We start from the raw sequence: 21837 nt of genomic DNA on the forward strand, positions 1-21837 counted from the left end.
TAAATGATTTTAATAAAAAAGTTTAAATATTGTTAGATAATTATGCGGTTTTGAGAGTGGAATAATTTATACCTAAATCTGTTGTATTAACAGATAAGCTCAAAGATTTTATCTTTAAAGTAGTATTATTTTTTGCAGAAGTATTATCCTTTTTTGATCCAGGGTCTGCTAGAGCAAACTGATTGAATAAGAAATAAAATAATATAAATAGTAGTAAAAGGGATACTACATATAATATAAATGTACTGTATTTGTTTTTTTTAGTAGATATCATTCTTGGGGGATTAAATGATTTTAATATTTCTATTAATTATTAATTATTAGTATTTGTATAAGTGTTTGTGTTTTTTGGAATATAACAAATAGGGTAACTCGAATAAAAACTAGTAACCAATTGAGAATTTTCATTTGGCCCTATGTGATTAATAAAAGCGTCTCGATTGTTAACTGTTAATGTAGTATTTGTTTTAATGTTGTAATTATCAGCTGGAGCAACAGAAGTTGCAGTAGCAAACTGATAAGGAAATATGAAGAATGCAAGTAGCTTGCATTTGTTTTTATTTAAGGGTATCATTCTTTGGGGGATTAAATGATTATGTATTTCTAATAATATGTTGATAAATGTAGCTAAAAATATTTTAATTATAACTCTATTTCTCTTTTTTATTTTTGCGAAATTATAAAATTATTATGAATAACAACGTTTAAAATTGATTTAAAAACAAATTAAGTATTTGTAAATTAGCTTATTGACCCCAAAGTATTCTGATGGCAACAAAAACAGCTATAACAATTGCGCCGTAAATAAGCACTTTTTTACCCGTTCCTTTATAATAGCGTTGGTGGTTTTTTATGTCTTTTCTATAACTGTAAATCATTAAAGCTACAAAAGAAATGAAAAATAAAGTCATAAAAATAATTCTTCCTGTTGTAAAATAAGCACTTAAAAACATAATTTGTATTCTTTATAAGTTGTGGGTTAATGGTAAACAAGAAGCTTTTATTTTATCAGAAAGTTTCTATATATTGTCTAACTGAAATTAATAAAATTCTATTCTGCAAAATTACAAATTAAAAGAAGAATGTCCTTGTTTTTGGTGTAACTTCTAAAATTGAATCTTATTAATTAAATCAACAATAAAAAATATAAATAAACCTTAATATATAATGAAAAACAAAATAGCAGCAGTAACTGAGTTTCACACCGCTTTTAAATTAAATATGAATCAAAAGCCAATTGCAAATATTGGTAAAGATAGAAACACGCTTCGTTTTAATTTAATGAAAGAAGAAAATGAAGAATATTTAGAGGCAGCAGAAAATAATGATTTGGTTGAGGTTGCAGATGCTTTAGGAGACATGCTGTATATTTTATGTGGAACAATTATAGAACACGGAATGCAAGATAAAATTGAAGAGGTTTTTAATGAAATTCAGCGTAGTAATATGAGTAAATTAGGTGCAGACGGTAAACCTATTTACAGAGAAGATGGTAAAGTTTTAAAAGGGCCTAATTACTTTAAGCCAAATATTGGCGATATTTTAGATAAATAGGCAATTATAATAAGTAAAATTTGTATCGAGAATTAATTACTTAATTTATTCTCGATACAAGTTTTTAATAGAAGGAACTTGCATTAGTTTCGTAAAGATAAATTAGACTTTACAATGTATACAAGATAGATTGTTATAAATACCTATTGTACCAGCTTTCTTCAAGAGGAATTTCCCAATTGTTATCAAAGTCCACTTTTGTAGTTATTAAATTATCAAAAATGATACTCTTTGCTGTTACAGCTTTATTTTTAAGTAGTTTTTTAAAGTCTTTTAAATCTTTGTATTGTACATATTCTCCTTGTTTAAAACAAGCGTTCATTTTGTCTAACAATTCTACTTCATATTCTTGTTGTAATCCTAAGATAAAAGAAACAGAAGCGTCTATATCTGAGTTTGTTAACGTTGAATTTTCATCATCTGCAAAAAACACAATAAACCTATTGTATAAAAATTGGTAGGAAGCTTTAAAGTTTTCATCGTCAGATTTCCAGCTTTCTAGAAAATCTTTTACTTTACTTTCAATTCCTTCAATTTCATTTGGGTAAAATTTTCTACTAGAAGGGTACACCCAAACTTTTGCATCTTCGGTAATTGTGGAATAATCTACAAACATTTATATATAATTTTCGCTGCAAATATACAGAAAAGAGAAGTGCTTGTTTAAAAAGTTTTCACATTGTCATATAGAACTTATTTCAGGATCTCAAATTACTGAAAACTCAATAATATTAAGATTCTGAAATAAGTTCAGGTTGACGATAAAAGCTATTTTTAAGACGCCTACTTTAAATTACTTTTTAGACTTCTTTAGCAAGTGTATTTGTAAAAAGTTCTATAAAATCGTCTTGTATATTTTGTCCTTTGTTTTTGTTATACCAAACTTGTAAATCTTCTTTAAGCTGTGCGTCTATTACACCATGTTTGGCTTTATAGTCTGCAACCATTTTTGTAGCTTCACTAGGTCTAGGTCCCCAACTATTAATTACATTATTGTCTTTATCTAGAGCAACTAATTTAGGTATTGATTTCCCTCCGTTTGTTAAAAACAGATTCATTAAATCTTCATGCTCATCTCTTAAAACTAATTTAAGATTAATAAGACTATTTGTTGCTGCAATTTTGTTTATAACAGGTAAGTTTTGAGCAGCATCTCCACACCAACCTTCTGTAATAAGTAACCAAGTTTGAGGTTCAGTAATTTCTTGCATTTTAGTAATAGTAGCTTCAGGGATTTTTATGGTTTTGTCTAAGCGCTTCATTCTTCTGTCGTTTAACATACTGTAATTTGTTAAATCTTCAGATTGTTCTTGTCCTGTCGCTTTTCCTTCTGCTAATAAATTACTTACTAAATCTCTATATTCACTATAAGATAATACGTTTTGTAAACTTTTTTCAATAATATTTTTCATCTCTTAATGTTTTATGCAAAGGTATTTTTATTGATTATAAAAAACGGTAACCTTTGTTACAAACCTCTTGTTTTTATTATTAATATAGACGAGATAAATTGAATAACTTACAGGCTAATTTTTAGGTTTAAAATAAACACTTTTGTTACAATTTCCTTAAATAAATAAGATATGTTTTTAAAATGCTTATTTTTACCACTTATTATAAAAAATCGTGAAACAAATTATTTACTTATTGCTGTCTATTATTTTATTTTCTTGTGGTAATAATAAGAAAGAAACTGTTAGTACGCTTCAAGAAATACCAAAATTAAGTATTCCTGTAAAGCATATTTCTGTAGAAGGTGTTAAAGCTATTTCTGAGCCAGAAATAGAAGACTGGCAAGAATTAAAAACGGTAAGTTCTTTTCTAAAGAAATTCGAAAAAGTATCGCCTAACGAGGCTTTAAGTAATGCCTTAGAATTAAGAGATTTGGTTATCAGTTTAAAAGACAGTGTAAAACCAGAGATTTTCGACACTCCTCCTTTTCAAACAAGAATTAACGTTTTGCACAATGAGGTATTGCGTTTGGCAGATCTTACTTTTATACCCGCAATTACCTCCGAAGAAGTTAATTTACAGGTAGATAAAACAATAGCTGCTTTTTCAACTGTAAACTCTAAGATAAATAGCATACTTGCCAAAAAACGTTTCGAAGAAGAAATAGATATAGATTTCGGTTTTATAGGTATCGATTCTACGCAAATGGATAGTATTTCTAAGAAATCTATCAATTTAAAAAGGTTGGAACTAGATTCTATTAAAGAGCAAGAACTCATTAATAATTCACCAGAAAATCAAGATTTTTTAAAGAAAGAATAGGCAATGAAAAACTGTTTTTTAGTCTTAGTAGTACTTGTTTCTTTTTTTAATTGTAACGTTAAAAAAGAGATTACAAATACTCCTACAATTACATCGATAAAAAGCAATGTGAATACTTTGCTAGATGATTGGCACAAAGCTGCTTCTGAAGCAAATTACGAAGGTTATTTTGGTAAGATGGACAGCCTTTCGGTTTTTATTGGCACAGATGCAACTGAAAACTGGAGCAAATCACAATTTCAAAAATTTAGCAAACCTTTTTTTGATAAAGGTAAAGCATGGTCTTTTATACCTTTAGAAAGAAATATTTATGTAAATAAAGCCAAAAATTTTGTTTGGTTCGATGAGTTGTTAACTACTTGGATGGGGACTTGTAGAGGTTCTGGTGTTTTAGAAAAGAAGCAGAACGTTTGGAAAATTAAGCATTATGTCTTGTCTGTAGCAATACCAAATAATGATATACAAGCGGTTATTTTAGCAAAGAAAAAAAGTGATTCTATATTTCTAAGTACACTTAATAAGTAATTTTAGAAGCTAATTCCTGCTTGGATTTTATCTTGAACGGTGTCGAAAGACTATATCTTTTTGCAGAAAAAGCAAAAAGGATGTCGTTTCAATCAGGGCTAAACTTGTTAGTAAGCTGTTGGCATTTAAAATGTATGTAATGATGGTTTATTCCTTAGAGTGCTATTTATATGTAGCGCATACAATCCTCTAAGAAACCACTTCGGCAACAACTTTATATATCAACTCGCTTTCAAAACCCTTTCTCATTAAAAAACCAATTAATTTTTGTTTTCGTTTATAAATATCAGATTCAGAAATTACTTCATTTCTATTTTCTGTAATTCTATAAATAGTTTGTAGATATTCTTTTTCGTCAATTTCTTTTAAGGCTGTTTTAATATTGTAAACAGAAATATCTCTAAATTTTAATTCTCTAACAATACGTTGTTTTCCCCAAGATTTAATTCTGAATTTTCCGCGTGCAAAACTTTTAGCAAAGCGTTCTTCATTTAAAAAGTTATCTTTCATCAAACTTAATAAAATCATTTCTCTAGCCTCAGGAATCAGCTTGTATTCGCGCATTTTTTGTTCTACTTCTTTGTGGCATCTATCTTGGTAAACGCAGTAGTTTTCTAATTTCCGTTTTAGTTCATCAACTGTAAAAGACTTCTTTTTTATCATTGGTTCGAAAATACAAAAAGAGATGAAATTATATGAATTTCATCTCTTTTTTATAAAAATATATGTTTAAAATTTAGAATTTATTTTTTCCATCAATTCTTTTATCCTCAGAAATTACTTCTTGAGGAACCATTTCCTTTGAAGTTGTTTTGGTTCTAATCCACATTTTAAATAAGGTTACTAAGTAGAATAAAACAGGTACAACAATTAACGTTAAAAAAGTAGCTATTAATAAACCATAAATAACGGTCCAAGCTAGAGGTCCCCAGAAAACAACGTTATCTCCACCCATGTAAATGTGCGGGTTGTATTCTGTAAACAAACTAAAGAAGTTTATATTTAATCCAATTGCTAAAGGAATTAATCCTAAAATGGTTGTAATTGCCGTTAATAAAACAGGTCTTAAACGTGCTCTACCAGCATTTACAATTGCTTCGAATAACATTTGTTTGTCTAAATAATCTTCGTGGTCTATTTCTAATTCACCTTTCTTTCTATCAATTAACAATTGTGCGTAATCTAATAATACCACTCCATTGTTTACTACAATTCCGGCTAATGAAATAATTCCCATCATGGTCATCATAATAACAAAAGAACTACCAGAAATAACGATTCCTCCAAAAACACCAATAAAGCTTAAGAAAATCGCTAACATGATAATTCCTGGTTTAGAAACCGAGTTGAATTGAAAAATTAAAATAAAGAAAATTAAAGCCAATCCAGTAAAGAAAGCACCTACTAAGAATAGCATTTGTTTGTTTTGTTCTTCTAGCTGACCTGTATAATCAATTTTTATTCCTTTAGGTAAATCTTTAAAGTTTTTCATTTCTTCTCTAATTTTACCAACCACGGCACCAGCATCAGTTTCTCCAGGAGACAATGCAGAATATACAGTAACAAGTCTTTTTATGTCTTTGTGCTTAATAGCGCTAAAACCAGAATTGTTAGATTGTGTTGCAACTGTAGAAACCGGAATTTCTTTTATTTTACCAGAAGCCATATCTCTAAAGATAATATTCTGATTAAAAATAGCACTCTTATTATATCTGTCTTCTTTATTAAAACGAACGTAGATATCATAATCGTCTCCATCTTCTTTATAAACACCTGCTTTGTTTCCAAAAATAGAAGCTCTTAATTGTTGTCCAACTTGACCTGTAGAGACACCTAATTCACCCGCTTTTTTACGGTCAACAATAACCTCCATTCCTGGTTTGTCTCGGTTTACATCAATCTTTAATTCATCTATACCAGAAATACTTTTTGTGTTGATAAAGTCTCGCATTCTTTGCGCTACATGTATCAATTCTGCATAATCATCTCCTTCAATTTCAATATTAATTGGAGATCCTGCAGGTGGTCCGTTTGCATCTTTTTCAACAGAAATTAAAACTCCAGGATAAATACCAACCAATGCAGTTTGTACTTTCTGGCGCATAAGCTCACTATCTAAGCCTCTTCTATATTTGTATTCTCTCATAGAAGCGGTTACTTTTCCTTTGTGAGGCATTTCTGCAGCAGAACCACCATCGGTTTGTGGGTTTCCTGCTCCTTCACCAACTTGAGAAATTAAACTTTCAACCATAAAATTATAGTCGCCATCCATATACTCATCAGCATATAAAACGCCTTCTACCTTCTCTTCAATTTGTTTGGTAATAGCATTTGTTTTTTGAATATCTGTTCCTTCTGGATATTCTATATAAACAATTATTTGATTTGGCTTATTGTCAGGGAAAAACTCAACTTTAGTTCTTTGAGTACCTAAAGACCAACCGAAAACCATGAATGACGCAAATAAAAGAATAGTGGTACCAATTACTAAAAAGTAAGGAGTTTTACCTCTTAAAGAAAAACGCAAACTACTTTCGTACCATCTCTCTAAAACTGGCAATACTTTGGTTTGAAAACTATTAGCCCATCCTCTTAAGAGTAAACGATACACCCAAAGCATTACTGCTACAAAAATCATTAATGCACCAATGGCACTATAAGTTCCGCCTGCAATTAAGATTAAGATACCTATTACTGCCATAATACCTGTTACAATTGCAATTTTTTTAATAGGCATGTCTACATCTTCTACACTCATAAATTGAGAAACCAATACAGAGTTAAAGAATATTGCTACTAATAAAGATGAACCTAAAACGGTGGATAATGTAATTGGCAATAAAACCATGAAATCTCCCATAACTCCTGGCCACATACCTAAAGGGATAAATGCCGCAACGGTTGTTGCTGTAGAAATAATAATTGGAAATGCAATTTCGCTAATTCCTTTTTTAGCAGCATCAATTCTATTCATGCCTTCTTCGTCCATTAAACGATACACGTTTTCGACGACGACAATTCCATTATCTACCAGCATTCCCAGTCCCATAATTAATCCGAAAAGAATCATGGTGTTCATGGTGTAGCCTAATAAGTTTAAAATCATTAAAGACATAAACATAGACATTGGTATTGCAAAACCAACAAATACGGCATTTTTAAATCCTAAGAAAAACATTAAAACAGTTACCACTAAGATAACCCCAAAAATAATGTTATTTACTAAATCGTCTACCTGACCGATGGTTTTGTTAGATTGATCGTTGGTAATGGTAACACTTAAATCGTGAGGAAAATGATTTTCAATAGCATCGCTTACAATTACTTGTATTTGCTCTGATGCAGCAACCATGTTTTCTCCAGCACGTTTTTTAACATCTAACATTACAACTTCTTGTCCTCTTTCTCTTGCAAATGTTGTTTTGTCTTTGTCTTTAAAAGAAACGGTTGCTACGTCTTTTAAATATATAGGATTGTCGAATTCAGATTTTATTACAAAATTCTCTAAATCACTTGGTTTGTCAATTTCACCAATAATTCTTACCGTTCTCCTTTGTCCTGAGGTAATAAAGTTACCAGCAGACATGGTTACGTTTCCATTGTTAATTGCAGAAGTTATATCGTTAAAACTAACTTTTGCAGCCATCATTTTATAAATATCTACAGCAACTTCTACTTCTTTTTCTTGAGCACCTCTAATATCAGCTTTTTTAATTTCAGCTAAATCTTCAATGTCATCTTGTAAATACTCTGCAAATTCTTTTAATTTATGAACAGGGTAGTCTCCAGAAATATTAATATTTAAGATGGCTATTTCTTCAGACATACTTAAATTGAATACATTAGGCTCTACTTTAGCGTCATTAAAAGTTGGCCAATCTTCACTAGATGTTTCTGTAGAAAGCTCGTCTTTAACCTTTTGTTTTGCTAGCTCTACGGAAATGTTTTCATCAAACTCAACAATTACCATAGAGTAATCTTCTTGAGAGGTTGAGGTAACTTCTACTACGTTACTAATGGTTTTTACTTTGTCTTCTATAGGATCTGTAATCAGTTTCTCTATATCTTCTGCAGTGTTACCAGGGTAAGCAGTACTAATATATATCTTGGTCTCTTTAACTTCCGGGAAATTCTCTCTGGCCATACTTAAATAAGCAGAAATACCGTAGAAAAATAAAACACCCATTAGCACGTAAATGGTAGTTTTATTGTGAATTGCCCAAGCGGATAACTTAAACTCTTTATCGACTTGTTTTTTTTGTTTTGTCATCTCTAATGTTTTTATTTATTGATAACTTTAACTACTTGTCCGTTATTTACACTTCGTGCACCTTCATCAATAATTTCCGTGCCTGCAGGTAAGTTTTCTAAAACCTCAATGAAATTTCCTTGTGTTTTACCTGTTTTTATAATAACTCTTTCTGCAGTTGCTTCGTTGTTAGATTTTTTGTCTTTAATGGTGTATATAAATTGTTCTCCATTTGCGTTTTCAGAAATAATACTTTGCGGAATTAAAATAGCATTTGTATCTGTATAATCATTAACTTGAAGTTTTGCTGTTAAATTTGGCTTTACATTTCCGCTTTTGTTATCAACAGGAACTTCAATTCTAAAAGATCTATTATTTGGGTTGATAAAACTACCAACTTGTCTTACTTTACTGTCTACACTTGTGCCAAGTACAGGAAATTCTATTTTTACTTCTTTGTTTTTTTGAATACTTGTAATGTATCTTTCTGGCACTTCTGCTTCTACATACATATTATTTAAATTTACAATTCTAAAAATTTCTGAACCTTGCCCAGGAGCAATTACGGTTCCAGCTTCTTTCATAACATCATCTATAACTCCAGAAAATGGCGCTCTAATGGATGCTTTATTTTGCTGACTTTTTAGTTGTTTTAAAGAGTTTCTTTGAGATTCATAATTCGTTTTAGTTTGTAAAAACTGAATTTCTGATCCTATTTTTTGTTCCCATAAACGTTTTTGACGTTCAAATGTAGTTTTTGCTAATTGTGTAGTTGCTTCTAACTGTGCAACTTGATTACCGATACCACCATCATCTATAGTTGCTAATAATTGTCCTTTAGAAACTTTTTGACCTTCTTTAACAAAAACTTTTTTTAGAATCCCAGGCATTTCTGGGTAAATTAAAATATTTTGTTTTGTCTTTACACTTCCTTGAATTTCTAAATAATGTTTAAAAACGGCCTCTTTTGCGGTGAAAGTGGTGATTAAAGGAAGTTTCTTAAGCGTGTCCTTTTTAGCAATTGCATTATTTATAGCTTCTAAATCTGCATTTATAGTTTCTAAGTTTGCCGTAATTTCTTTCTTTTTAGCAGTTAATTCTTTTAAATCTCCTACAGAAATAATAGCTGCAACTGATGTTGGTTTTTTTTCTCCACAAGAGATTAAAACAAGTGTGATTGCTAATAATGTATATATTTTTCTCATGCCTGGTTATTATTTAATTGGTGTGTTTAATGCGTTTTCTAAGGTTGCTTTACTAGCAATTACATCTAACATAGATTGGATGTACGATTGTTGTTGTGTATATAGTTGGTTTTGTGCTTGTAGTAAATCGAAACTAGTAGAAATTCCTTCAAAAAATTTAATTCTTTGTTTCTTTTCTATTCTTTCTGCTAAACCTACATTCTTTTTAGCAGTGTTATAGTTTTCTATACTTAGTTGATATTCGCTTTTTGCTTTTTCAGCTAATAATTCTAAACGTTGTTTGGTTTCTTCTAACTTAATATCTGCTGTTTCTAAAGCAATTTTTGCTTGTTTTGTTTTAGAACTTCTTCCTAAACTACTAAAAATAGGGATGTTTAAGCTCACTCCTAAAAGAGAAGATTCAAACCATTTCTGGTCATTATCAAAGAAAGTGAAATTGTTTGAATAACCAGAATATCCGTAGTTTACAAAAGCAGATAAGCTAGGTAGTGCTTTACTTTGCTCTAAACGAACTAGTAAACGTTTAGATTCTCTATCGTTCTCTGCAATTTTAAAATCGATATGATTAGAGAAGCTAAAATCTTCTGAAACTAAACTTAAGTTAATATTACTTTCAGTTAATGAATCTAAAGAATCTGTTAGCGTAAGTTCTGTATCAATTGGAGCTCCTAAAGAAAGGTTTAGCATTTTATAAGCTATAACTTTCATTCGTTTAACACTGTTTAGTTGACTTTTTAAGTTTCCTAAAGTAATTTCTAGTTGCTCTACGTCTTCTTCTTCATTAAATCCGTTTTCATAGATTTGTTTTGCATCACTTAAGTTTTTCTCAAGAATTTTAATGTTTCCTTCTAAAATTGTAATACTATTTTCTGCTACTAAAACGTTTCCATATGCATTTATAACAGTTTCTCTAGTTAAAAGTTCTGTTTTTTCGTTTGCTTGTTTAGAAATTTTCAAATAGGTTTTAGAGGCTTGCAATCCTACTAAATAAGAACCATCGAAAATTAATTGATTTAAAGTAACAAAACCACTTAAACTTTGTTTCGTACCAAAAACCAATTCATCCTCGGTTCCGTCTCCATCAATATCAATTAAACTTACTTGTTGTTTTATCCAATTTTGATAATCTACTGCGGCGCTTATTTGAGGTAAACCAGTTGCCGTTGTTTCCCATACTTTTTCGTTAGCAGATTTAATATCATTTTTAGAAGCCTTGGTATTGTAACTATTGTCAATAGCAAAATCTATAGCTTCTTTTAGTGATAAAGTCATTGTTTTTTCTTGTGCGTTTGCAATAAAGAAAAAACAGGTACTTATGCATACCAGAATTATTTTTTTCATGTGGTTTTTATTTCTGTTTTAATTGGTTTTCTAATTGATGTATTCCTTTAATTGTACAAATTCCTCGTAAATGATATTCTAAATAATGAGTCATTAATAAATTCATAGAATAGTCTTTTAAAGGAAACAAGTCTTTGTCTTTAATGCCCAACATTCCATTAAAATATATTCTAGAAATAAATTCTAAGTCTATTTCTTTTCTAAATAAGCCTGTTTCTATTCCCCTTTTTAGATTATTTATTACACAATCTTGCATTATATGAAACTGCTTCTGCTTTAAGGAAGCGTAAATTTTAGGGTAGTATTTTTGAAGTTGATATTGAGGCGATGACTTTTCATCCTTTAGGTTCTCCATAATTAACCTTTTTATAGAGAATAACTCGTCAATAGGATTTAGATTTAATTCACAAATACCATTAATACCAAGGCAAATTGTATTAAACATAGATAGTGTAACACCATTTACAAGTTCCGTTTTATTCTTAAAATACTTGTAAATAGTCTTTTTAGACACACCTAAAGCGCTTGCAATTTCATCCATAGTAACACTCTTAAAACCTAGGTTTAAGAAGAGTTCGTTAGATTTTTCTAATATTTTTTCTCTCATAATTCGGTTGCAAATGTACGAATGGAAACTTTAGAAACAAAAAAAGTTTCCAAAGTTTTATTTATTTTTTAACATTGTAATTGTGAAGTAAAATTACTTTACATTATTTTTACAAAAAAATAACAGATTTGGAGATTTTACATTATCAGAAAGATTTTATCAATTATTTAGAATCTATAAAATGGGTTAGTGAGCCAAGAAATTTATATGAACCTATAGATTATATCTTAAAATTAGGCGGTAAAAGAATGCGTCCAATTTTAACACTAATGGCGGCAGATATTTTTTCTGGAGGATATGAAAAAGCTATGCCGGCAGCATTGGCTGTTGAGGTTTTTCATAATTTCACCTTAATTCATGATGATATTATGGATGATGCTCCTCTTAGAAGAGGGAAAGCTACGGTTCATGAAAAGTGGGATTTGAACACAGGGATTCTTTCTGGAGATGCAATGCTAATTTTAGCGTATCAGTATTTTGAGAATTATGAGCCTGTTGTTTTTCAGAAATTAGCAAAATTATTTAGTAAAACTGCTTTAGAAGTTTGTGATGGACAGCAATTAGATGTCGATTTTGAAACCAGAAATGATGTAACTATTGATGAATATATAAATATGATTCGGTTAAAAACATCTGTTTTGGTAGCAGCCGCATTAAAAATGGGTGCAATAGTTGTAGAAACAAATGAAGAAAATGCAGACTTAATATATGACTTTGGTTTAAATTTAGGTTTAGCCTTTCAGTTACAAGATGATTACTTAGATACTTTTGGAGATCCTAAAACATTTGGTAAGCAAATAGGAGGAGACATTATAGAAAATAAGAAGACTTTCTTGTATTTAAAATCATTAGAGATTGCATCTGAGGAAGATAAAAATAAATTAAGTGGTTTTTACAATCAAAATTTAACAGAGAATTCTTTAAAAATTAAAGAAGTGACTCAGGTTTTTGAGAAAAATAATATCCCTGTTTTAATTAAGGAGCAGATTAAGAGCTATACAGAGAAAGCTTTTGATACTTTAAACACGATGGATGTGTCAGAAAAAAACAAAGAAAGTCTAAAGAATTTTGGACTTTGGCTAATGAATAGAACAGTTTAGAAAAAAAACTAATATTTTATTTAATTATGTAATAAAAAGTATTACATTTGCAGCCAATTATTTTGGTCCCATAGCTCAGCTGGTTAGAGCATCTGACTCATAATCAGAGGGTCCTTGGTTCGAGCCCAAGTGGGACCACATTTAATAGCAAGCCTTTACAGAGATGTAGAGGCTTTTTTTTTTGTTTAACTCTTCATTTTGTTTGCGTGTTGATTGTAATATTCCTTTGTATGAGAAATTTAAAACTAGTTTAGGTGTCAAGTTGTTTTCTGGAGAAGGAATAAAAAAATATTTCTTATTATAAAGCATATTAAACTGGCAAGATGAAGACTGTATAGGTCTATTGCTATTTCTAGTTTATTTCAAATCTCTAAGAAATATCCAAAAGAGAAACTTATTAGTTTAGATAGATGAAATTATTACCTTTCATTTTTTTAATTGATAAATTTCACAACTTTTGAGCTTAAAAATAAAGTGCATTTTGGGTACAATTTACATAAGAGTGCAGACTAATTACTATTTCTGTAAATAAACACGATTTTAGCTATTTATTTGAGAGTAAGATTAAGAATAGAATGAGTGCTAGTAGAGGTGCTAGATAATGTTAGGTATTCAAGTCTACTACTTAGTGTAATGTTTAATGTGGTATATGTAATTTGGGATATAATTGTGTTACTTGATTTTTTGATAAGGTTTGGGATATAGGAATTAAATTATATTTAAAACTTGAGCGAAAAATTGTGATTAATAAAGAAAAGTATATATATATTTGCGCTGTAAAACAATTAGATACTATTCTGAGAATCAAAATAGTTTATTGTTTTTATAGAAGTAAAAAAAAGTCTATATTGTTGATGTAATATCAAGTTAGATTGCTTTTTTCTTCTTATTAAGAAAGAAATATACATTTGTTCTTACAAATGATATATATTGTATAAAGTTTAATTAATATTAATTTTTAATCTGGGGGGATATAAAATGATAAAGAAAAAACATTTCGCATTTATAATAATGCTAGCATTTACTTATGTAGTTAGCGCGCAAAACGTGCCGCAGCCTGCAGGACCGCCACCGCCACCTGGTTTAGCAATAGACGGAGGTTTAGTTTTCTTAATAGTTTCAGGAATTATTTACGGAATTAAAAAGGTTAAGGATTAGTAAGTCTACTAACATATTTTCCAATAACATCAAATTCTAAATTTACACAATCATTCAGTTTTAAAAACTTAAAGGTTGTGTTTTCTGTTGTATAAGGTATTATAGCAACACTAAACTCATTCTTTTTAGAGTTTACTACCGTTAAACTTACACCATTTACGGTAATAGATCCTTTTTCTATAGTAACGTTTTTAGTAGAAGCATCATAATTAAAAGTATAAACGGTACTTCCATTTTCATTTTTAATATTTACACAGGTTGCTGTTTGGTCTACATGGCCTTGTACTAGATGACCGTCTAACCTATCTCCTAATTTCATCCCTCTTTCTAAATTTACAGAATCAGTTTTAGATAAACTACCAATATTTGTTTTGTTTAAAGTTTCTTTAATAGCTGTAACAGTATACTCATCATTTTTAATATTTACCACAGTTAAGCATACTCCATTATGAGCAACGCTTTGATCTATCTTTAATTCATTTGTAAAATTACTCTTTACAGTTAAATGAATGTTGTCTTGTTCTTTAGTGATATTTGTGATTGTACCAAGGGTTTCTATAATTCCGGTAAACATATTTGTAAAATTTAGTTACTTTTGTGATATTCAAAAATAGGAATAATAGAAGAGTTACTATGGATAAATCTGATAAAATTATAGTTGGTATTTCAATAGGAGATTTAAATGGAATTGGTTTAGAAGTTATTCTAAAAACCTTTCAAGATAAAAGAATGTTAGATTTTTGTACACCAGTTATTTTTGGAAGTACAAAGGTAGTTACTTATCATAAAAAAGCGTTAGGGGCAGAGACTCCTGTTCATGGAATTACGTCTATAGAGCAGGTTAATCATAATAAGGTTAATGTATTAAATATCTGGAAAGAAGAAGTTTCTGTAGCGTTAGGTGAGGCTACTAAAGAATCTGGTGAGTATGCGGCAAAATCATTAGAGATAGCTACTACTCATTTAAAAGAACAAAAGATTGATGTTTTAGTAACTGCACCAATTAATAAAGAAACAATACAATCTGATACTTTTAATTTTCCAGGGCATACAGAATATTTAGAAGATAAGTTAGAAGGAAAGAGTTTAATGATTTTAATGACGGATGCATTAAGAATAGGGTTGATAACCGGTCATATTCCTATATCTAAAGTCGCAGAGTCTATAACACCTGCATTAATTAAAGAAAAAGTAGGTACTATGTATACCTCTTTGGTGCAAGATTTTGGTATCAATAAACCAAAAATAGCAGTTTTATCATTAAATCCACACTGTGGAGATAAGGGAGTTATTGGTGTTGAAGATGATGAAATTATAAAGCCAACTATAGATGAAATAAAAGAATCTGGTAAGCTGGTTTTTGGACCTTATGCAGCAGATGGTTTCTTTGGTTCGGAAAAATATAAGCAATTTGATGGTGTTTTAGCAACGTATCATGACCAAGGGTTAGCGCCATTTAAAGCGTTGTCTTTTGGTAGTGGCGTAAATTATACGGCAGGTTTAAGTGAGATTAGAACATCTCCAGACCATGGTACAGGCTTTGATATAGCTGGGAAAAACATAGCAAACCCATCTTCTTTTAAAGAAGCATTATTTACTGCTATCGAAATTTATAAGACAAGAAAAGAATATAAAGAGCTCACAAAAAGTCCTCTTTTAGTAAAATAAAAAACTTTTAATAGAAAACAGTGTAGAATAATAAAATTTTATATCTTTGCACGCTTAATTGATATTTGGAAATGAAAGACTTAAAGGAGTTCGACATACAGTTTGTAGGATTAAAGGAAGGAATTCATTTGTTTGAATATGAAATTAACAATACGTTCTTTAGTGTTTTTAATTTTGATGAATTCGAAAGTTCATCAATTAAAATATCATTAAATTTTATAAAGAAGAGTACGTTACTAGAATTAACTTTTACCGCCAATGGTTTTGTAGAAGTACCATGTGATGTTTCTAATGAACTTTATAAACAAGATGTTCAAGCTGTTTTACCTTTAGTTGTAAACTTTGGACCAGAATTTAATGATGAAAATGAGGAGATTTTAATATTACCTCACGAGGCGTATGAGTTTAATGTAGCTCAGTTTATTTATGAAATGATTGTATTATCAGTTCCTAATAAAAGAGTTCATCCAGGAGTTTTAGATGGAACAATGGACTCTGAAGCATTAAATAAGTTAAGAGAATTAGAAATAAAAGAAGTAAAGACTGTTGAAGAGACAGACCCAAGGTGGGATAAATTAAAGAATTTAATAACAGAAAAAAAGACATAAAATGGCACATCCTAAGAGAAAAATATCCAAAACTAGAAGAGACAAAAGGAGAACTCATTATAAGGCATCTTATCAGCAGATTGCTACAGACCCTACAACAGGAGAGTCTCACTTATATCACAGAGCTCACTGGCATGAAGGTAAATTATACTATAGAGGACAGATCGTATTAGAATCTGCATCTGCAATAGAAGCATAAAAGAATCAAAAGTTTTTTTTAAAACCCTCATTAATTGAGGGTTTTTTTGCGTTTTTAAATTAGAAATTAATTCTTTTGATAATTTTTACTTTAAAAAGTGAAATAAATTTCACTACTTTTGATTTTCCTAACCACACGGAAAACAACGAAAATTATGACAAAAATCACTGCAGCAATTACAGCAGTAGGGAAGTATGTTCCTGAATATGTTCTAACTAATAAAGAGTTAGAAACCATGGTAGACACTAATGATGAGTGGATTACCAGTAGAACAGGGATTAAAGAAAGAAGGATTTTAAAAGGAGAAGGTTTAGGTACTTCTTACATGGCAATAAAAGCTGCGGAAGAATTATTACAAAAGTCAAACGTAGATCCTGCAGAAATAGATTTAATTATTATTGGTACTGCAACTCCAGATTTACCTATAGCATCTACAGCTGCTTATGTGGCATCAGAAATAGGAGCAGTAAATGCTTTTGGTTATGATTTGCAAGCAGCGTGTTCTAGTTTTTTATATGGTATGTCTACAGCAGCTAGTTATATAGAGTCTGGTAGATATAAAAAAGTATTGTTAATAGGAGCAGATAAAATGTCTTCTATAATAGACTATAAAGATAGGGCTACTTGTATTATTTTCGGTGATGGAGCAGGAGCTGCTTTGTTTGAACCAAATTTTGAAGGGCTAGGTTTACAAGACGAGTACTTAAGAAGTGATGGTATCGGACGAGACTTCTTAAGAATAGAGGCAGGTGGGTCTTTAATGCCAACAACTAAAGAAACTGTTGCTGCAGATAAACACTTTGTATATCAAGAAGGAAAAACTGTTTTTAAATATGCAGTTTCTAATATGGCAGATGTTGCTGGAAAAGTATTAGAAAGAAATGATCTTGCAGAAAAGGATATTCAATGGTTAGTAGCACACCAAGCTAATAAACGTATTATTGAAGCAATCGCTAAAAGAGTAGGAGTGCCATCAGAAAAAGTTATGATGAACATTCAAAAATACGGAAATACTACATCTGCAACTTTACCACTTTTACTAGCAGATTATGAAAGTCAATTAAAAAAAGGAGATAATTTAATTTTTGCGGCATTTGGTGGCGGTTTCACATGGGGAGCAGCTTACGTAAAATGGGCGTATAATTCATAAACACAACAATTAAACAATTATGAGTATGGATATTAAAGAGATTCAAAATCTTATAAAATTTGTAGCTAAATCTGGCGCTAGCGAGGTAAAGTTAGAAATGGAAGATGTAAAGATTACAATTAGAACTGGTTCTGGTAAAACAGAAACAACAATTTTACAAGCAGCTCCGATGGCTGGTATGCCTCAAGTTGCACAACCTGTTGCAGCAGCTCCTGTTACAGCAGATACAGTAGTAGCAGAAAGTGGTGATTCTAAATATATTACTGTAAAGTCTCCTATTATTGGAACTTTTTATAGGAAACCATCACCAGATAAGCCTAATTTTGTAGAAGTAGGAACAGATATTTCTGTAGGAGATACTGTTTGTGTTATTGAAGCAATGAAATTATTTAATGAAATAGAATCTGAAGTTTCAGGTAAGATCGTTAAAATATTAGTGGATGATTCTTCTCCTGTAGAATTTGATCAGCCATTATTCTTAGTAGACCCATCGTAATAGAAAGAGTTTAGATTTTTGAGTATAGATGTTCTAACTCAAAATCTTATAACTTATAACTTATAACTCTTAAATTATGTTTAAAAAAATATTAATTGCCAATAGAGGGGAAATAGCACTTCGTGTTATTAGAACCTGTAAAGAAATGGGCATTAAAACTGTAGCAGTATATTCTACTGCAGATGCAGAAAGTTTGCACGTAAGATTTGCAGATGAAGCAGTTTGTATTGGTCCAGCACCAAGTTCTGAGTCTTACTTAAAAATGTCTAATATTATTGCAGCTGCAGAAATTACAAATGCAGATGCTATTCACCCTGGTTACGGATTTTTATCTGAAAATGCTAAGTTTGCTAGATTATGTGAAGAACATAATATAAAATTTATTGGAGCAACAGGTGATATGATTGATCAAATGGGAGATAAAGCGAATGCTAAATCTACCATGATTGCTGCTGGTGTACCTTGTGTACCAGGAAGTGAAGGTGTTATTGAAGACTTTGAAAGTTGTGAAAAAACAGCTATTGCAACTGGTTATCCAGTAATGTTAAAAGCTTCTGCAGGAGGTGGAGGTAAAGGAATGCGTGCTGTTTGGAAGCCTGAAGATTTAAAAGATGCTTGGGATTCTGCAAGACATGAAAGTAAAGCAGCCTTTGGTAATGATGATATGTATATGGAGAAGCTTATTGAAGAGCCTAGACATATAGAAATTCAAATTGTTGGAGATTCTTACGGGAAAGCTTGTCATTTATCAGAAAGAGACTGTTCTGTTCAACGTCGTCATCAAAAATTAACGGAGGAAACTCCTTCTCCTTTTATGACAGATGCTTTAAGAAAGAAAATGGGTACTGCAGCTGTAAAAGCAGCAGAGTTTATAAAGTATGAAGGTGCTGGAACTGTTGAGTTTTTAGTAGATAAGCATAGAAACTTCTTCTTTATGGAGATGAACACTCGTATACAAGTAGAGCACCCTATTACGGAAGAAGTAGTAAATTACGATTTAATTAGAGAGCAAATTTTGGTAGCTGCAGGTGTACCAATTTCTGGAAAAAATTATTTTCCTCAAATGCACTCTATAGAATGTAGAATTAACGCAGAAGATCCGTATAATAACTTTAGACCAGCTCCAGGAAAGATTGCAACTTTTCACTCTCCAGGAGGACATGGGGTAAGAGTAGATACTCATGTGTATGCAGGGTATATGATTCCACCAAATTACGACTCAATGATTGCGAAATTAATAACGACTGCTCAAACAAGAGAAGAAGCTATTAATAAAATGAAACGCGCATTAGATGAGTTTGTAATAGAAGGTGTTAAAACAACAATTCCTTTCCATAGACAATTAATGGATCATCCAGATTATGTTGCAGGAAACTATACGACTAAATTTATGGAAGATTTCAAAATGAAATAATACATAATATTTAAGTTTAAATTGATATTAAAATAGAGAACACAATTTGTGTTCTCTATTTTTTTTACCTTTATAGTCTAAGATATAAAGATGAAGATAGACGGTATTGATAAAAAAATTATAAGAAGTTTAGTAAAAGATGCAAGAGTACCTATTTTAAGTATTGCAAGAGATGTTGGTATATCTGGAGCAGCAATTCATCAAAGATTAAGAAAGTTAGAGAAATCTAAATTAATCGATGGTTACCAAATGAAGATAAATCCAGAAGCTTTGGGGTATACTACAATTGCTTTTGTTGGTGTTTTTTTAGATACAACAGCAGTATTATCATCAATTATAAAAAGGCTTAAAGAAGTTAGAGAAGTCGTAGAGTGTCATTATACAACCGGTAATTTTACAATTTTTATAAAAGTATTATGTAAAGATAATGAAGACTTAATGTGTTTGTTAGATACTAAAATAAAAATGATTAATGGTGTTACTAAGTTTGAAACATTTATTTCTCTTAACCATCAAATAGATAGACAGGTTTATATATAGCATTATATTAAACATTAAATCTTTACCACTTAACGAGTTTTTACTTCAAATAAGCTAACAAATATTTTTTTTAAATTTTATTAGTTCATTTTTACATCATCTTAAAATAAAATGTAAGAAAACATGAACTTCCTCTCCATATTACTTGTTGATGATGATGAAATAGAAAGAATGAAGTTTAAAAAGGTGTGTAATGATAATAATTGCCGCTCTAAAGTAGTAGAAGCAATAGACGGAAAACAAGCATTACGTATTTTAAATAATGCAGAACATTCTTTTAATATTATTATTATGGATTTGCATATGCCAGAAATGAATGGGTTAGATTTTTTAAGTAATTTAAAATCTAATGTTAAATTTAGAAACATTCCTATAATAGTTATGTCTAATTCTGAAGATGATACAGAATTAAAAAAATGCTATGATTTTGGAGTTTCGGGATTTTTTACAAAGCCGTTACAATTTTCTGCATATTCTAAAAAAGTAGAATCACTATTAAATTATTGGAAAGAGAATAAACTTATTAATGAATAAATAATATGAACAAAGATGGAAGAACCTAATTTAAATTATATAAAAGATCTTTCTGGAGGAGATAAAGAATTTGAAGAGAGTATTTTAATTGTTTTAAAAAACGAATTTCCAGAAGAATGTTTACTTTTTAATAAATATTATAATAATAAAGAGTATTCAGAAGCTGCGGACAAAGTACATAAGATAAAACATAAAATTAGTATTTTAGGATTAAAAAAAGGTACTGAATTAGCTTCTAAATTTGAAAAAGATTTAAAAAATAATGACACCAAATTATATACCGATTTTATAAATGTTTTAAACAAAATTCATGTATATTTAAAAGTCGAATAATTTTTAAAAATAGTATGAATTGTATAGTAATTGATGATGATGCAACTGCAAGACTGATTATTAAAAAGCTATGTGCCGATTTTAAGGAGATTGCTGTTTTAGAAGAGTTTGGTTCTGCTATAGAGGCTATAAAATATCTTAACTCAAATGAGGTAGATTTAATATTTTTAGATATTCACATGCCTACATTTTCTGGCTTCGACTTTATCCAAACCTTAAAATCTCCCCCAAAAATAATTTTAACAACATCAGATAAAAATTTTGCGCTTCAGGCATTTGAATATGACTGTGTAGTAGATTATCTTTTAAAGCCTATTGCTAAAACAAGGTTTAATAAGTCTTTGCAGAAATTAGCTAATTTAAAAAAGACAGGCAGTTCCACGAGCATAACTAATGCATCAAAGGAAGATTCTGATTTTATTTATGTAAGTGTAGAGAGAAGACTTGTTAAAATTAATATTCCTAGTATTTGTTTTGTAGAAGCAAAAGGAGATTATATTAGCATTAGAACAGGTAGCAAGAGCTATATTGTGCATTCAACATTAAAAAAAATAGAAGATAAATTACCCTCTTCTTTATTTCTTAGAATACATAGGTCTTTTATTATTAATATTTCTGAGATTGTAGATATTGAGGATAACAGCGTACTTATTCAAAAAAGTGTAATACCAATTAGTAGATCTAATAAAAGTGAATTGATGAGAAGGTTGAATTTACTTTAACATTCTTTTAAATATCAAATTTCGTTTTAATTAAACAATCTAGGATTTACTATGGTTTGTTTATAGTATTGAGGTGTTTCTAAATTTTAGAGTACACCTTTTTTATTTAGTATCCTAAAAAGTAAAAACCCTATAAACAGTGAGTTTATAGGGTTTTAAG

The 21837-nt window shown here is 30.0% G+C and carries 25 protein-coding genes and 1 tRNA gene; 16 read left to right on the forward strand and 10 right to left on the reverse strand.

What is annotated here, in order from left to right; all coding sequences use genetic code 11:
- Nucleotides 1-313 precede the first annotated feature (313 nt).
- Nucleotides 314-574 carry a hypothetical protein gene (locus WHD08_RS14980; protein WP_208890264.1) on the reverse strand — a complete coding sequence of 87 codons (261 nt, stop codon included), beginning with the start codon at nt 572-574 and terminating at the stop codon, nt 314-316.
- Between the two features lie 172 nt (nt 575-746).
- Nucleotides 747-953 carry a hypothetical protein gene (locus tag WHD08_RS14985; RefSeq protein WP_165732174.1) on the reverse strand — a complete coding sequence of 69 codons (207 nt, stop codon included), beginning with the start codon at nt 951-953 and terminating at the stop codon, nt 747-749.
- 214 nt (nt 954-1167) lie between these two features.
- Here WHD08_RS14985 and WHD08_RS14990 point away from each other — a divergent pair, with 214 nt between their 5' ends.
- Complete coding sequence (locus WHD08_RS14990) at nt 1168-1554, forward strand: nucleoside triphosphate pyrophosphohydrolase family protein (protein ID WP_208890263.1); 387 nt, start codon at nt 1168-1170, stop codon at nt 1552-1554.
- A gap of 133 nt (nt 1555-1687) precedes the next feature.
- On the opposite strand, the gene WHD08_RS14995 is transcribed toward WHD08_RS14990, so the two are convergent.
- Entirely contained in the window at nt 1688-2170 is a 483-nt protein-coding gene (locus WHD08_RS14995; RefSeq protein ID WP_208890262.1) for an ABC transporter ATPase, read from the reverse strand.
- A gap of 184 nt (nt 2171-2354) precedes the next feature.
- The gene (locus WHD08_RS15000; protein WP_208890261.1) at nt 2355-2966 is read right to left on the reverse strand and encodes a thioredoxin family protein; all 612 of its coding nucleotides are present in this window, start codon (nt 2964-2966) and stop codon (nt 2355-2357) included.
- Nucleotides 2967-3180: 214 nt separating this feature from the next.
- Between WHD08_RS15000 and WHD08_RS15005 the strand changes: the two genes are divergently transcribed.
- Together WHD08_RS15005 and WHD08_RS15010 are read left to right on the forward strand one after the other, a co-directional pair.
- Entirely contained in the window at nt 3181-3828 is a 648-nt protein-coding gene (locus WHD08_RS15005; protein ID WP_208890260.1) for a hypothetical protein, read from the forward strand.
- Nucleotides 3829-3831: 3 nt separating this feature from the next.
- Nucleotides 3832-4353, forward strand: coding sequence for a nuclear transport factor 2 family protein (locus WHD08_RS15010; protein ID WP_208890259.1), 522 nt, complete (start codon nt 3832-3834; stop codon nt 4351-4353).
- A 189-nt stretch (nt 4354-4542) separates the two neighbouring features.
- Here WHD08_RS15010 and WHD08_RS15015 read toward each other — a convergent pair whose 3' ends face one another.
- The 5 genes from WHD08_RS15015 to WHD08_RS15035 all read right to left on the reverse strand — a co-directional run bounded on the left by WHD08_RS15015 (nt 4543) and on the right by WHD08_RS15035 (nt 11755).
- Nucleotides 4543-5016: a regulatory protein RecX gene (locus WHD08_RS15015; RefSeq protein WP_340832906.1), complete on the reverse strand. Its 474-nt coding sequence runs from the start codon at nt 5014-5016 to the stop codon at nt 4543-4545.
- 73 nt (nt 5017-5089) lie between these two features.
- Complete coding sequence (locus WHD08_RS15020) at nt 5090-8623, reverse strand: efflux RND transporter permease subunit (protein WP_340832908.1); 3534 nt, start codon at nt 8621-8623, stop codon at nt 5090-5092.
- Nucleotides 8624-8634: 11 nt separating this feature from the next.
- Entirely contained in the window at nt 8635-9807 is a 1173-nt protein-coding gene (locus tag WHD08_RS15025; protein ID WP_208890257.1) for an efflux RND transporter periplasmic adaptor subunit, read from the reverse strand.
- Nucleotides 9808-9816: 9 nt separating this feature from the next.
- Entirely contained in the window at nt 9817-11079 is a 1263-nt protein-coding gene (locus tag WHD08_RS15030; RefSeq protein WP_340832909.1) for a TolC family protein, read from the reverse strand.
- 76 nt (nt 11080-11155) lie between these two features.
- Nucleotides 11156-11755 (reverse strand): TetR/AcrR family transcriptional regulator, encoded by a 600-nt coding sequence (locus tag WHD08_RS15035; RefSeq protein WP_208890255.1) that lies wholly within the window; start codon nt 11753-11755, stop codon nt 11156-11158.
- 128 nt (nt 11756-11883) lie between these two features.
- On the opposite strand from WHD08_RS15035, the gene WHD08_RS15040 reads away from it, so the two are divergent.
- The 3 genes from WHD08_RS15040 (at nt 11884) to WHD08_RS15050 (ending at nt 14013) form a co-directional block, all read left to right on the forward strand.
- The gene (locus WHD08_RS15040) at nt 11884-12855 is read left to right on the forward strand and encodes a polyprenyl synthetase family protein (RefSeq protein WP_208890254.1); all 972 of its coding nucleotides are present in this window, start codon (nt 11884-11886) and stop codon (nt 12853-12855) included.
- A gap of 64 nt (nt 12856-12919) precedes the next feature.
- Nucleotides 12920-12993 (forward strand) — tRNA-Ile (locus WHD08_RS15045).
- Between the two features lie 873 nt (nt 12994-13866).
- Nucleotides 13867-14013 (forward strand): PID-CTERM protein-sorting domain-containing protein, encoded by a 147-nt coding sequence (locus WHD08_RS15050; protein ID WP_244183297.1) that lies wholly within the window; start codon nt 13867-13869, stop codon nt 14011-14013.
- Here WHD08_RS15050 and WHD08_RS15055 read toward each other — a convergent pair.
- Complete coding sequence (locus WHD08_RS15055; RefSeq protein ID WP_208890252.1) at nt 14003-14587, reverse strand: riboflavin synthase; 585 nt, start codon at nt 14585-14587, stop codon at nt 14003-14005. The two genes, WHD08_RS15050 and WHD08_RS15055, sit on opposite strands and share 11 nt — an antisense overlap.
- Before the next feature lie 59 nt (nt 14588-14646).
- On the opposite strand from WHD08_RS15055, the gene pdxA reads away from it, so the two are divergent.
- The 10 genes from pdxA to WHD08_RS15105 all read left to right on the forward strand — a co-directional run bounded on the left by pdxA (nt 14647) and on the right by WHD08_RS15105 (nt 21677).
- On the forward strand, nt 14647-15681 hold the full coding sequence (gene pdxA / locus WHD08_RS15060; RefSeq protein WP_208890251.1) for a 4-hydroxythreonine-4-phosphate dehydrogenase PdxA: 1035 nt from the start codon (nt 14647-14649) through the stop codon (nt 15679-15681).
- A gap of 71 nt (nt 15682-15752) precedes the next feature.
- Nucleotides 15753-16289: a YceD family protein gene (locus tag WHD08_RS15065; RefSeq protein WP_165733115.1), complete on the forward strand. Its 537-nt coding sequence runs from the start codon at nt 15753-15755 to the stop codon at nt 16287-16289.
- A 1-nt stretch (nt 16290) separates the two neighbouring features.
- Nucleotides 16291-16488, forward strand: coding sequence for a 50S ribosomal protein L32 (rpmF, locus tag WHD08_RS15070; RefSeq protein WP_165733114.1), 198 nt, complete (start codon nt 16291-16293; stop codon nt 16486-16488).
- Nucleotides 16489-16642: 154 nt separating this feature from the next.
- Nucleotides 16643-17638 (forward strand): beta-ketoacyl-ACP synthase III, encoded by a 996-nt coding sequence (locus WHD08_RS15075; RefSeq protein WP_208890250.1) that lies wholly within the window; start codon nt 16643-16645, stop codon nt 17636-17638.
- Nucleotides 17639-17663: 25 nt separating this feature from the next.
- Nucleotides 17664-18134 (forward strand): acetyl-CoA carboxylase biotin carboxyl carrier protein, encoded by a 471-nt coding sequence (accB, locus tag WHD08_RS15080; RefSeq protein ID WP_208890249.1) that lies wholly within the window; start codon nt 17664-17666, stop codon nt 18132-18134.
- A 76-nt stretch (nt 18135-18210) separates the two neighbouring features.
- Nucleotides 18211-19548, forward strand: coding sequence for an acetyl-CoA carboxylase biotin carboxylase subunit (gene accC, locus WHD08_RS15085; protein WP_165733111.1), 1338 nt, complete (start codon nt 18211-18213; stop codon nt 19546-19548).
- A 90-nt stretch (nt 19549-19638) separates the two neighbouring features.
- The gene (locus WHD08_RS15090) at nt 19639-20088 is read left to right on the forward strand and encodes an Lrp/AsnC family transcriptional regulator (RefSeq protein ID WP_165733110.1); all 450 of its coding nucleotides are present in this window, start codon (nt 19639-19641) and stop codon (nt 20086-20088) included.
- 123 nt (nt 20089-20211) lie between these two features.
- The gene (locus WHD08_RS15095) at nt 20212-20622 is read left to right on the forward strand and encodes a response regulator (protein ID WP_165733109.1); all 411 of its coding nucleotides are present in this window, start codon (nt 20212-20214) and stop codon (nt 20620-20622) included.
- Between the two features lie 15 nt (nt 20623-20637).
- On the forward strand, nt 20638-20955 hold the full coding sequence (locus tag WHD08_RS15100) for an Hpt domain-containing protein (RefSeq protein WP_208890247.1): 318 nt from the start codon (nt 20638-20640) through the stop codon (nt 20953-20955).
- A 14-nt stretch (nt 20956-20969) separates the two neighbouring features.
- Entirely contained in the window at nt 20970-21677 is a 708-nt protein-coding gene (locus WHD08_RS15105) for a LytR/AlgR family response regulator transcription factor (RefSeq protein WP_165733107.1), read from the forward strand.
- Nucleotides 21678-21837: the final 160 nt, after the last annotated feature.

The organism is Polaribacter sejongensis (assembly GCF_038024065.1).
Classification (GTDB): Bacteria; Bacteroidota; Bacteroidia; order Flavobacteriales; family Flavobacteriaceae; genus Polaribacter; species Polaribacter sejongensis.

Coding starts and splice junctions, on each gene's coding strand:
- WHD08_RS14980 (WP_208890264.1), bottom strand. CDS start 574: ATGATACCCTTAAATAAAAACAAATGCAAGCTACTTGCATTCTTCATA.
- WHD08_RS14985 (WP_165732174.1), bottom strand. CDS start 953: ATGTTTTTAAGTGCTTATTTTACAACAGGAAGAATTATTTTTATGACT.
- WHD08_RS14990 (WP_208890263.1), top strand. CDS start 1,168: ATGAAAAACAAAATAGCAGCAGTAACTGAGTTTCACACCGCTTTTAAA.
- WHD08_RS14995 (WP_208890262.1), bottom strand. CDS start 2,170: ATGTTTGTAGATTATTCCACAATTACCGAAGATGCAAAAGTTTGGGTG.
- WHD08_RS15000 (WP_208890261.1), bottom strand. CDS start 2,966: ATGAAAAATATTATTGAAAAAAGTTTACAAAACGTATTATCTTATAGT.
- WHD08_RS15010 (WP_208890259.1), top strand. CDS start 3,832: ATGAAAAACTGTTTTTTAGTCTTAGTAGTACTTGTTTCTTTTTTTAAT.
- WHD08_RS15015 (WP_340832906.1), bottom strand. CDS start 5,016: ATGATAAAAAAGAAGTCTTTTACAGTTGATGAACTAAAACGGAAATTA.
- WHD08_RS15020 (WP_340832908.1), bottom strand. CDS start 8,623: ATGACAAAACAAAAAAAACAAGTCGATAAAGAGTTTAAGTTATCCGCT.
- WHD08_RS15025 (WP_208890257.1), bottom strand. CDS start 9,807: ATGAGAAAAATATATACATTATTAGCAATCACACTTGTTTTAATCTCT.
- WHD08_RS15030 (WP_340832909.1), bottom strand. CDS start 11,079: ATGACTTTATCACTAAAAGAAGCTATAGATTTTGCTATTGACAATAGT.
- WHD08_RS15035 (WP_208890255.1), bottom strand. CDS start 11,755: ATGAGAGAAAAAATATTAGAAAAATCTAACGAACTCTTCTTAAACCTA.
- WHD08_RS15050 (WP_244183297.1), top strand. CDS start 13,867: ATGCTAGCATTTACTTATGTAGTTAGCGCGCAAAACGTGCCGCAGCCT.
- WHD08_RS15055 (WP_208890252.1), bottom strand. CDS start 14,587: ATGTTTACCGGAATTATAGAAACCCTTGGTACAATCACAAATATCACT.
- pdxA (WP_208890251.1), top strand. CDS start 14,647: ATGGATAAATCTGATAAAATTATAGTTGGTATTTCAATAGGAGATTTA.
- WHD08_RS15065 (WP_165733115.1), top strand. CDS start 15,753: ATGAAAGACTTAAAGGAGTTCGACATACAGTTTGTAGGATTAAAGGAA.
- rpmF (WP_165733114.1), top strand. CDS start 16,291: ATGGCACATCCTAAGAGAAAAATATCCAAAACTAGAAGAGACAAAAGG.
- WHD08_RS15075 (WP_208890250.1), top strand. CDS start 16,643: ATGACAAAAATCACTGCAGCAATTACAGCAGTAGGGAAGTATGTTCCT.
- accB (WP_208890249.1), top strand. CDS start 17,664: ATGGATATTAAAGAGATTCAAAATCTTATAAAATTTGTAGCTAAATCT.
- accC (WP_165733111.1), top strand. CDS start 18,211: ATGTTTAAAAAAATATTAATTGCCAATAGAGGGGAAATAGCACTTCGT.
- WHD08_RS15090 (WP_165733110.1), top strand. CDS start 19,639: ATGAAGATAGACGGTATTGATAAAAAAATTATAAGAAGTTTAGTAAAA.
- WHD08_RS15095 (WP_165733109.1), top strand. CDS start 20,212: ATGAACTTCCTCTCCATATTACTTGTTGATGATGATGAAATAGAAAGA.
- WHD08_RS15100 (WP_208890247.1), top strand. CDS start 20,638: ATGGAAGAACCTAATTTAAATTATATAAAAGATCTTTCTGGAGGAGAT.
- WHD08_RS15105 (WP_165733107.1), top strand. CDS start 20,970: ATGAATTGTATAGTAATTGATGATGATGCAACTGCAAGACTGATTATT.